General features: G+C 69.9%; 9 protein-coding genes. 1 reads left to right on the top strand and 8 read right to left on the bottom strand.

Annotation, left to right across the window (positions count from 1 at the left end; all coding sequences use genetic code 11):
- Positions 1–6: 6 nt before the first annotated feature.
- From BJ958_RS24465 to BJ958_RS24430, 8 genes are all read right to left on the bottom strand, one after another.
- The gene (locus BJ958_RS24465) at positions 7–474 is read right to left on the bottom strand and encodes an NUDIX domain-containing protein (protein ID WP_179729397.1); all 468 of its coding nucleotides are present in this window, start codon (positions 472–474) and stop codon (positions 7–9) included.
- Complete coding sequence (locus BJ958_RS29230; protein ID WP_179729396.1) at positions 471–1,979, bottom strand: GMC family oxidoreductase N-terminal domain-containing protein; 1,509 nt, start codon at positions 1,977–1,979, stop codon at positions 471–473. The genes BJ958_RS24465 and BJ958_RS29230 overlap by 4 nt, the downstream gene beginning before the upstream one ends.
- A 10-nt stretch (positions 1,980–1,989) precedes the next feature.
- Complete coding sequence (locus BJ958_RS24455) at positions 1,990–3,480, bottom strand: aldehyde dehydrogenase family protein (protein ID WP_179729395.1); 1,491 nt, start codon at positions 3,478–3,480, stop codon at positions 1,990–1,992.
- 11 nt (positions 3,481–3,491) lie between these two features.
- Positions 3,492–4,571 (bottom strand): LLM class flavin-dependent oxidoreductase, encoded by a 1,080-nt coding sequence (locus tag BJ958_RS24450; protein WP_179729394.1) that lies wholly within the window; start codon positions 4,569–4,571, stop codon positions 3,492–3,494.
- Between the two features lie 68 nt (positions 4,572–4,639).
- Complete coding sequence (locus BJ958_RS24445; protein ID WP_179729393.1) at positions 4,640–6,031, bottom strand: ammonium transporter; 1,392 nt, start codon at positions 6,029–6,031, stop codon at positions 4,640–4,642.
- 129 nt (positions 6,032–6,160) lie between these two features.
- Positions 6,161–6,649 carry a flavin reductase family protein gene (locus tag BJ958_RS24440; RefSeq protein ID WP_179729392.1) on the bottom strand — a complete coding sequence of 163 codons (489 nt, stop codon included), beginning with the start codon at positions 6,647–6,649 and terminating at the stop codon, positions 6,161–6,163.
- Positions 6,646–7,176: an NAD(P)H-dependent oxidoreductase gene (locus BJ958_RS24435; protein WP_179729391.1), complete on the bottom strand. Its 531-nt coding sequence runs from the start codon at positions 7,174–7,176 to the stop codon at positions 6,646–6,648. Before BJ958_RS24435 ends, BJ958_RS24440 begins: the two co-directional genes overlap by 4 nt.
- A gap of 91 nt (positions 7,177–7,267) precedes the next feature.
- Positions 7,268–8,038 carry an enoyl-CoA hydratase-related protein gene (locus BJ958_RS24430; protein ID WP_179729390.1) on the bottom strand — a complete coding sequence of 257 codons (771 nt, stop codon included), beginning with the start codon at positions 8,036–8,038 and terminating at the stop codon, positions 7,268–7,270.
- 469 nt (positions 8,039–8,507) lie between these two features.
- Between BJ958_RS24430 and mobF the strand changes: the two genes are divergently transcribed.
- Complete coding sequence (mobF, locus tag BJ958_RS24425) at positions 8,508–11,228, top strand: MobF family relaxase (RefSeq protein WP_179729389.1); 2,721 nt, start codon at positions 8,508–8,510, stop codon at positions 11,226–11,228.
- Positions 11,229–11,252 lie beyond the last annotated feature (24 nt).

Genomic DNA, 11,252 nt, shown 5'->3' with positions numbered 1-11,252 from the left:
AGGACCTCAGGCCGTGACCGGGTGCCGGTCCACCGGCGCCACGGAAGCCGGCTGCCAGTCAGCCAGGACGGCGTCGACCACCGGACGGAGCCAGGTGACCTGGCCGTCGAACCTGGCCAGCTGTTCGCGCCGTACCCAGCGGTGGGCGACATGCTCCTCGCCGAGCTGCAGTCGCCGCTGGTCGGTCCGGGCAAGGACGGTGTGGATCCGCCGGTCACGGCCCCGATCCTCGGCGAACTGCAGCACCGGCCCGGCGCGGAGCACGCTGAGGTCGCGCACGACGAGACCCGTCGCGGCGTGCAGGATGCGCGCCGCCGCCGCGACGGCGTCGTCGTCGGGGCCGAGCGCGTCGTGGACACAGCGCCATCGACCCCGGTCGGAGCCCGATCGTTCACCTCGCTTGAAGATGCCCACGCGGCCGCGCCACACCAGCGTGACGGCCACCAGGTCCCGGGACTCGTCGTCGCCGCTCATCGCCCCAGAACCAGGTCGGCGGCCCGCTCGGCGATCATCACCGTGGCGGCGTTGGTGTTGCTCGACACGATGGTCGGCATCACCGAGGCGTCGGCGACGCGGATCCCGGTCAGGCCGTGCACCCGCAGCTGGGGGTCCACGACGGCGTCCGGTCCGACACCCATCCGGCAGGTTCCCGATAGGTGGAAGAAGCTGCTCACCGAATCGCGCACGACGCCCTCGAGCTCACGTCGACCGAGCTGGAGCAACGAGGCCGCCTGCGACCGCCCACCCCAGGTCGCGAAGGCTCCTGTCCGCACCAGCTCGTCGACGGCCTCGATGCCGGCGACGAGCTGGTCGACGTCGTACTGCTCGCTCAGGTAGCGGGGGTCGATCAGCGGTGCGACGCCCGGATCGGCCGAGACGAGGCGCAGCTCGCCCCGGCTCCGCGGCTGCATGTGACCGACGCCGAAGGTGAAGCTGTTCTCCAGTGGCTCCTGCCAGGGCAGGTGGTAGTCGACCTGGACCTGCACGATCTGCAGCTCGGGTGCCGCCTGGCCCGGGTCGGTGCGCAGGAACAGCGTCGCCTCCGCGTACTGACCGCTGGGCGGCGGAAGCGGCCGCTCGGCCTGCACGCGGATCCCGGCCAGCATCACGTGGTCTTGGAGGTTCTGGCCGACCGGGAGGTCCAGCACCGGCGCAACGCCCACGGCGGCGAGATCCGCGGCCGGCCCGATGCCGGACGACATCAGCAGGTGGGGAGAGCCGACGGCACCGGAGCAGAGCAGCACCTCCTGGTCGGCGTACGCCTGCTCGACTGCGCCCGACGCGACGTACTCCACTCCCCGACAGCGGCCGTGCTCGATGATCAGCCTGCGGGCCCGTGCCCCCGTGCGGATCGTGAGGTTCGCACGCCCGGCTGCCGGCCGCAGGTACGCCGTCGCCGTGCTCTGGCGGCGTCCGTCGACGATGAGCAGGTCATGCGTCGCGGCGCCGGTCAGGTCGCCGTCGTTGAGGTCGTTCGCGACGACGTGACCGGCGAGGCGGGCCGCCTCGACGTGCGCGACGCTGAGCGGGTGCGGCGCTGCGACCGGCTGGGGTCGTAGCGGACCGTCGGTGCCGCGTACGCGTGGATCGCCGTGCGGGACGGACTCGGAACGCCGGAAGTACGGCAGCACGTCCTCGTACGCCCACCCCTCCGCTCCGGAGTCACGCCAGCCGTCGAAGTCCGATCGGTGGCCCCGCAGATGGGCCATCACGTTGATCGACCCCGAACCGCCGAGGATTCGCCCCCGGTGCGCCGGCACGGACCGGCCGGTCGCCGCCTGGACAGTCGTGCTGAATCCCCAATCCGCGTCGCCGCCGAGCAGCGCCGGCCAGGCACCCGGCGACTCGACGTCGTCGCGGCGTTCGTCCCCGCCTGCCTCGAGAAGCAGGACGGAGACGTCGGGGTCCTCACTCAGGCGTGCGGCCAGCACGCTGCCTGCAGAACCCCCGCCGACGATGACGATGTCATGGCTCGTCACGATCCGCCCATCAGAGGTGGACCACGACGGTCTTGAGCTCGAGGAAGTCGTCGAGGCTCTCCTTGCAGGTCTCGCGGCCCCAACCGGACTGCTTGTAACCGCCGAAGGGGAGAGCCGCGTCCACGGCCTGGTAGCAGTTGACCCACACCTGGCCGGACTCGATGGCTGCTGCCATGCGGTGCGCTCGACCCACGTCCCGGGTCCACACGCCGGCGCCGAGGCCGAAGTCGGACGCGTTCGCGAGGGCAGTGACCTCCGCCTCGGTGTCGAACGGGACCACCGACAGCACCGGGCCGAAGATCTCCTCACGCAGCACCCGCGAGTCGGGGCGCAGGTCGGCGACGACGGTGGGCTGCACGAAGTAGCCCTCCTCGCCCCACGCCTCGCCACCGGCGACGACACGACCGTCCTGCTTGCTCAGCGCGAGGTAGTCCAGCACCTTGTCGCGGTGCTCGCCGGAGATGAGCGGGCCCATCTCGCTGCTGTCGTCGAGGCCAGGGCCGAGCTTGATGCTGCTGGCCCGGGCCGCGAGGCCCGCCAGCACGTCGTCGTACACCTCGCGCTGGGCGTACAGCCGCGAGCCCGCGATGCAGCTCTCGCCCTGTCCCGCGAAGATCGCCATGCCGGCCGACACGATCGACCGCTCGAGATCGGCGTCGTCGAAGATGATGTGCGGCGACTTGCCGCCGAGCTCCAGGGACACCCGCTTGAGGGTGCCGGTCGCAGCCCGCGCGATCGCCTTCCCGGTCTCCACGGACCCGGTGAAGGTCACCTTGTTGACCCCCGGGTGGTTGACCAGGGCGACGCCCGCGGACTCACCAAGGCCGGTCACGTAGTTGACCACACCCTCCGGGATGCCCGCCTCGAGCACCAGCTCGGCCAGTCGCGCCATCGCCAGCGGCGTCTGCTCGGCAGGCTTGATCACGATGGTGTTCCCGGTGGCCAGCGCGGGCGCGAGCTTCTTGATCGCCATCATCAGTGGGAGGTTCCACGGGATGATCGCCGCCACCACGCCGACCGGCTCCCGCCGGGTGTAGGCGTGGTACGGGCCACCGAAGTTGTGCGGGAAGGACACCGGGATCGTGTCGCCCGTGATCTTTGTCGGCCAGCCGGAGTAGTAGTGGAGGATGTCGACGGAGAACGGTACGTCGATGTAGCGGGCCTCCATGATCGGCATGCCCACGTCGAGGGACTCGAGCTGCGCCAGCTGCTCGGTGTCCCGCTCGACCAGATCGGCGAGCTTCGCGATCATTCGTCCGCGCTGGATCGGCGTGACCTTGGCCCAGTCGCCACGCAGCGCCGTACGCGCCGCGGCGACGGCCCGGTCGACGTCGGCCGCACTGCCTGCGGCGGACTGGGCGACCACTGCGCCCGTCGACGGGTTGAAGACGTCCAGCGTCTCGCCGGTCGACGACTCGACCCAGTCCGCGCCGATCAGCATCCGCGTCGCCTTGGCGACCTGGGCCTGCAGGTCCTCGGAGAGAGAGGAGGTGATGGTCATGGCAGGTCTCCTCAGGCCTTCGCGGGAACGGTCGGCGGGGTGAAGTTCTTCATCAGCGGGAAGACCTCGCTGCCCATCCGCTTGATGTCCTCGACATAGTCGGTCAGCACGAGCATGTAGCCGGCGACGTCGATCTCCGCCCACTCGTCGAGCTGCCGCGCGATGCTGGCCGGCGACCCGGTGATGAAGTCGGTCGAGAACTGCACGAAGCCCTTCGCATCGACGCCGGCGAGGATCTCCGACGTGCCGCCCGCGGCACTGTCGGTCGCGGCCTGGCCGAGCATGTACTCCATGACGCCCAGGTCGGGGTTGTCGACGTAGTTCTGCAGCTTGGCCTCCGCCTCCTCGTCGGTGTCGGCCATGACCACACCGAGGGCGACGTACGGGCGGATGGTGCGGCCTGCCTCGTCCATCTGGCCGTTGAACCGGTCGACGACCTCGCGCAACGCCTCGGGACCACCCCAGGCGAGCCGGAACGAGTAGTCGGCGTACTGCGTCGTGAACTTGATGGCGTCCTCGGAGGCACCGGCACACACGATGTTCATGTGGTGCTCCGGCTGCGGTCCCATCCGGAGGTCCTCGTACTGGAAGTAGTCGCCCTGGAAGTCCGAGACGCCCTTCTCCCAGAGCTCGCGCACGACCTGGCAGTACTCCCCGGCGTACTTCCAGCGGTACTCGTTGTACTCGTAGCCGGGCCACACCTTCATGACCTCGAGCTCCCGCGGGTGCCAGCCGCCGGGCACGATGTTGAGCGAGAACCGGCCGTCACTGATCTGGTCGATGGTCACCGCCATGCGTGCCGCGATCGCGGGGTGGATCGCGAGGATGTTGACCGAGCCGATCAGCTTCATGAACTCGGTGTCGCGGGCCAACGCGGCCATCTGGGTCATCGACTCCAGGGCGTCGTCCCAGAAGCCGGTGGTGCCGCCATGACCACGCAGCGCCGAGAGGGACAGGGCGAACGAGAAGCCGTTGGCCTCGCCCGTCTGGCAGATCTCGCGCATGTGGTCGTAGGTCGGCGAGTACTGGGGCGCCGTCTCCGAGATGATGTAGCCGTTGCGGGCACTCGGGATGAAGATTCCGAACTCCATGGCTGGGGGTCCTTTCGATGGTGGGTAAGGGTCGCTGGATGAGGTGAGCAGTGGCGGGCGGACTGCCGTCAGCCGCCGTGGACCGGTCCGGACGCGGCCGAGGCCTCGTCGGCGTAGCAGGGCCACCCGACGACGCTGATGTCGAGATGTCCGTCCAGCCCGTCGTCGATCCGCTCGTCACGAAGACCGAGGACCTTCTCGACGATGAACACGACGACCAGGGCACTGAGCAAACCGAGGGCGACGAAGGTGACGACCCCGACGGCCTGCTGTGCCAGACCGATGGAGGCGTGCTGGAACGCGTACTTGCCGTCGAGGCCGGTGTAGCCGCCCTGCTTGACTCCGTTGGCCACGACGCCGGTGACCAGCGCGCCGTAGATCGCGGGACCGAGGGTGATCGGCACGATCTTGATGTCGTCCAGGTTCGCCTTCTTCATCAAGTGGTAGCCGCCGACGACGACGAACGGCGCGAAGAGCGCGATCAGTCCGCTCTGCCAGGGGGTGACGACGTCCATCGACGCGGAGCAGGCCACCCAGCCGGCAATCGGCGAGACGAGGAAGAAGTAGACGTTCCCGGTCGCCTTCCAGGCGATCAGGCCGCCGACTCCACCGGCCATGATCGTGACCATCAGGTTGGTGAGGACGACGCCCATCCCGGACTCGTTGAGCGTGATGCCGAAGAAGCCTGCGCCCTCGACCAGGAATCCGTTGAGGAGGACGTAGCCGCACAGTCCGGCGACAAACAGCATCAGGCCCAGGACGACGAACGCAAGATTGTGCGGCGCCGTCGCCGGGTCCCCGCTGAGCACGCCGGGGCGGGGCTTCGCCCGCCACACCAGGACGAGTGCCCAGGTACCGAGCAGGATGTAGAAGAAGGCGCCGCCGAAGTCGTGCGTGCCCGCATTCGAGAGCGGACCGACCGGACCGTAGACGAGGTAGGCCCCGACCGGGATCACCAGGCCGGTGAACACCGCAGCCACCGCGACGAGGGCACCCGTCCTGACCCTCTCGATCACCGCGCCGGCGAGGAGTGCGGCGAAGAAGGCCCCGAAGATGATGAAGATCGCGTAGAACGCCTGGAACGCCTCAGCATCGGGGACCACTTCGTGGTCCAGTTGCTGGGAGAACGCGTTGATGTTGTCGCCGAACAGCCACCAGGACTGGATCGCGTCCTTGATCGGCGACGCCGATCCGAATGCCTGGGTGAACTGGATGTCCCAGATCGCGAAGCCGAGGACGGCCATCGCGAGTCCGCCGACCATCGCGGCAGCCAGCTTCTGGACCAGCGTGTGGAGGACGTTGCCCCGACGGCTCAGTCCTGCGTCGAAGACGAAGACACCGGCGACGGCGAGCGCGATCGCGACCAGACCGATGACGTAGTAGGCCGTCGCGACCTGGGCGTGCGTCGAGACCTGCGTCTCGTCGAAGCCCTCCGCGGAGGCGAGTTGGGCGAGTAGCACGGCGTTCCTTCTCTCGATCGGATACGGGGTACCGGGCAGCGCACTGCTGGATACCGACTGGTTGGTGTTTCGATGCCCGAGACATGCCGCGCGGCTCCGCGACTCCGCGGTCCGGCGGGGTACGGCGAGCTAGGCGCTCGCAGCGAAGAACGTCCGGCGGGCGTAGGCGAGGACCGCGTGCTCCTCGCGGACACCGCCCTCGCGCACCTCACCGACCGCGATCACGTGGTCACCCGCGTCGATGAGGTCGGTGACGACACAGACAGCGTGCGCGGCGTTGCAGTCCGCGAGGATCGGGCCACCCAGACCGATCGCCGACCGCTCCCAGTCTCGCCCCACGAACTTGTCGAGCGACTTCGTGGCGAACTCCAGTGCGACCGTCTCGGAGCCGCAGCGCAGGTAGTTGACGGTGAACGACCGGCTCTCCCGGATGGCCGCCAGCGTGGCCGACCCCCGGTCGACACAGGCCAGAATGAGCGGCGGATCCAGGGAGACCGAGCAGACCGCGGACATCGTGAGCCCGCGCGGGCCGCCGTCGGCGGTCATCGCCGTCACCACGGTCGCTGGCCCGGCAGCACTCGCCATGATGGCCTTGAACTCCGCCTGCGAGATCGTCATGCCGCACCTCCGGACAGGGCCACGGCGCGGATCGCCGGGCCGTTCGCGGCCCACCACGCCGTCACGACGGCATCGAGGTCGTCGAGCTGCGAGTCGAGCACGAAGAGACCGCGGCCCGCGACGACTGCACCCAGCTCGACCAGGATCGGACGCAGGTGCAGCTCCACGGCCAGCGCGTGCTCCGCAGAGGCACCGACCATGAGGGGCACGGCGGTGACGCCCGCGAGGCCGCGGCCGTCGTACCGGTCGAGGAAGGACTTGAGCAGACCCGTGTACGTCGCCTTGTAGGTCGGCGACGCGACGACCAGCACATCCGCGGCAGCCACCGCGTCCCGGTCGCGGTCGACCTCGGCCGACTCCGGGGCCAAGACGGCAGCGCCGTGGAGGCCGAGCTCGACCGGCGCGACGACGTGCGCGTCATCCAGCCCCCGCGCGACAGCGGCGGCGACCGCGGCGGCGATCTGCGCTGTGCGGCTCGCCGGCCGGGGGTTTCCGATCAGTGTCGCGACGGTCGTGGCGGTGGGCATGGCGTCACTATGACCGCTGTCACAGTGACGCCGACAGGAAGGAAAACACCCACTCGACTACGTATTTCGGTGCGTACGTAGTGCCGGGGATCTAGCTCGCAGCGGTGGGTCCGCGCCCCGACCAGGCCTCCTCGCCCTTGCGCGCCATCGACCACATCTGGGCGCCGCGCTCGATCTCGAGCGACTGCGCCCAAGACACCGTCGCACCGAGCTCGAGCTGGAGGCTCGCCTTGATCCGGCGGACCAGGGCGGGATCCTGCGCCGCCGTAGCGACCAGCTCCCGGGCGATCCGGTCGAGATCGTCGCGCGGGGCACACTCGTGCGCCCAGCCCAGCTCGTGGACGCGCCGACCGGTCAGCGGCTGACCGAGCAGGACCATCGCAGCCGCAGCCGGTCGCCCGACGCTGCGCCCGAGCAGACCGATGTGGCCACCACCGGGGTGGATCCGGCGCGCAAGGAACCCGCTGTCGAAGACCGCATCCTCGGTGGTCAGCAGGACGTCGGCGGCCATGGCGAGATTCACGCCCGCTCCGACCACACCCCCGATCACCACCGCCACCGTGGGCACCGGCAGGGACTCGATCCGGCCGAAGACGTCGTAGACCTTCGAGATGGTCGCGACCGCCTCGGGGGCCGCCGGATTGCGGGACGCCGCCGCGAGGCTGCGCGTGTCCGCGCCACTGCAGAAGTAGTCGCCCGCCCCGCGCACGATGACCGCACCGATCGACGGGTCCTCCGCAACGGCGGCGCAGTGGCCGACAGCCTGTCCGGCCATCTCCTGCGTGATCGCGTTCTTCCTGTCGGGATTATTGAACGTCAGCGTGGCAATGCCAGCGCTGACAGATAGGTCGACGGTCGCCATGGGTCGTCTCCAAGGTCGGCGGGAGGGGATCTCGCACAATCTAACATACCGACCGGTATGTTGCTTGGGGCGGGCCGCTTCCGACCGGGCTCGCAAAGGTCGAGAAGACCCCGGCCCCCTACGTGCGCGCATTCACCACGCTGAGCGCGAGGTCCGCCGGGCGAGCGCGGTCGAGCACCCGATCGCGCCGGTCGGCAGCAGGGCCGGAACCCATTGGTCAAGCAGCGCACGCGCACCGACCTCCTCAGAGATGGGGTCTCCGCATGGGGTTGTGGAGCGGGGATCCCTGGTGACGTCCAACAAGTTCCCTCGCCCCTCACCACCTCCTTCCCCGTCGCCCGCCCTCCAAATTTCCAGCCCTCATCTCTCCTCAACACTCACCGTCACCACACCTTCACCCGCCCGATTCCCTCCCACATTCAGTCGGCACGCATGCTACGGAGATCCGTAGGCCCCGCCAGCCCACCTGATGGGCAAGGGATCGAGCGGGCGCGGGGTGATCGGCGTGCATGGCGGGGTGAAGTTCTACCGCGGGTCACCCAAGGCTGCCCGCACGTACGTCGAGCGCGACCGGTCCCGTGCCGACGACTACTACCTCGGTGAAGGCACCGGCGTCGCCACCCGCCTGATCGCGACCCGCGACGGCGTCGCCGAAGCTCCCACGATGGACGGCGAGACCTACGAGACGTGGGTCGCAGGGATCGACATCGAAACCGGCGCACCGAAGGGCCTCCTCCGTACCGGCGTTGACGGCCTGCGGTTTCTCGAGGTCGTCGTGAATGGCCCCAAGACGTGGTCGTTGGCCGCTGCGCTACACCCGAAGATCTCCGAAGCACTCGACGCGGCACAGGACCGGGCCGCGGTCGAGATCGTCGGATGGGTCGCGCAGCACGCGACCACTCGCATCGGGCCGAGGGGACGGCAGGTTCAGGTGCCGGTCGAGAGGGTCGAGGCCGCGGTGATCCGGCATCACACCTCGCGCGCCGGCGACCCGCACCGCCACCTCCACCTTCAAGTGAACGCACGGGTGTTCGCGGCCGGCAGGTGGCGTGGCATCCACTCGGTCGGGTTCCGCGACTCGATCAACGCGATCAACGGCATCGGCCACGCCGCAGTCGCGACCGACCCTGACTTCCGCTCTGCACTCGCGCGTCACGGCTTCACCCTCGACCCGGTGACCGCCGAGATCCGTGAACTCGCCCCCTACGTCGGGGCGTTCAGCGCCCGCACCAACCAGATCCGCCGCAACCTCGATGCCTACGAAGCCGAGTGGCGCCGAACGCACCCCGGGCAGGAACCCGGACCCATGCTGCACGAGGCCTGGGACCGGCGAGCGTGGGCGCAAGCCCGCCCCGACAAGGTCATCCCCGTTGAGGGCAGCGAGCTCGTCGCCCGGTGGAACGAGGAGCTCGTGGCACTCAGCTACCGGGACCCTGCCGAAGCCGTCGGTGTTGCGGGAACGCTGCCGGGACGGATCGACCGCGACGCCTCTGCGGATCTCGTGATCTCCCGCCTGGGGGTGAAGCAGTCGGCGTGGAACAGCGCCGACATCCGCGGCCAGGTCGAGGTCCTCCTCGCCCAGGCCGGTCTCATCGCCGAGGGTCGTGCTCGTCGCGAGCTGGCCGAGGACGTCACTGCCCGCGCAGCGACCCGATGCGTGCGGCTCGTGACCGCGCCCGGCGTACCCGAACACGTCAGATCCTTCACCTCGCCGCGGGTACTCGACGTCGAAGCCGCGCTCATCCGCTCCCTCACTGCCCGCAGCGCGAAGCCGGCACGCGCCGCCCGCCAGAACGTCCTGGCCCCCGGACGGCTGGACCCCGACCAGAGGGCTGTCGTCGCAGCGCTCGCCGGCACCGCCCGTCTCGTCGTCGTCGAAGGAGCCGCCGGAAGCGGGAAGACCACCACCCTACGGCTCACCCAACGGCTACTCGGCGAGCGCGGTCACCGGTTGCTCGTCGTCACCCCCACGTTGAAGGCGGCGCAGGTCGCCGCCGCAGAGACCGGCGCCGACGGGCATTCTGCTGCCTGGCTGATCCACCAACACGGCTGGCGATGGGACGCCGACGGCCACTGGACGCGCGAACCCACCACCTCCCCCGCCGCCTCGAGCGCCCATGGGGCACTGCTCGAGTACGGCGACCTGCTGCTCGTCGACGAAGCCGGGATGCTCGACCAGGACACTGCCACCGCACTGCTCACCCTCGCCGACGAGAACGGGGCGCGGATCGCATTCGTCGGCGACCGCCACCAGCTCCCCGCCGTCGGCCGTGGCGGCGTGCTCGACCACGCCGTCGCCTGGGCGCATCCCACCGCAGTCGTCACGCTCGACAACATCCACCGGTTCGCCGACCCCGAGTACGGCGTCCTCACGATCCGGATGCGCACCGGCGACGACCCCGGTGCCGTGTTCGACGAACTCCTCCGTCGTGGGCAGGTGGTCATCCATCCCAGCGAGGTCGAACGCACCGCCGCCCTCGCCGATGTCGGAGCCCGCGGCGAGCTCGTGGTGGCCGACCGACGCGACCACGTCACCGACCTCAACGCTGCCATCCGCGACCACCCCGCAAGGACCCGTTCGAAGATCGACACGAGCGACGACTCCGATCTATTGCCGTGGCGCGGGGGCGTGACGACCGTGACCGGCGAGGTCATCGGAATCGGCGACCGCGTCGCCACCCGACGCAACGACCCCAACCTCCGGGTCGCGAACCGGCAAACGTGGACGGTCGCCGGGATCGGCGACGATGGCAGCCTGACACTGACGCCAACCGGCGGCGGCCGTTGCGGAGCAGGGCAGGACCGAGTCGTGCCGGCGCCGTACGCCAGTCGCTTCGTCGAACTGGCCTACGCCACCACCGTCCATGGCGCCCAGGGCGACACGGTCGCCACCGCTCACGTCGCGATCACCGACACCACCGGCGCAGCAGCGGCGTACGTCGCCATGACCCGCGGCCGCGACACCAACACCGCCCACCTCGTCGCCGACTCCGTCGAGGACGCCCGCCGCCAATGGACCGACGTCTTCGACCGCGACCGCGCCGATCTCGGCCCCGCCCACGCACGCACCCGAGCGATCAACGACATCGATCGCTACGGCCCCAACACCGCCGGGCGTGGCAACCGCCCGCTTCCTCCCCCGACGCTGCGCCCCTCGCCGTCCGCGGGAAACCTCGGGATCGGCATCTGACCGAGGCCGGCCCCGCGCCCGGCG

It is taken from the genome of Nocardioides kongjuensis (genome assembly GCF_013409625.1).
In the GTDB taxonomy this organism is placed as follows: domain Bacteria; phylum Actinomycetota; class Actinomycetes; order Propionibacteriales; family Nocardioidaceae; genus Nocardioides; species Nocardioides kongjuensis.
Note: the sequence above shows the minus strand (reverse complement) of the source record. Positions and strands in the feature narration are given on the sequence as shown.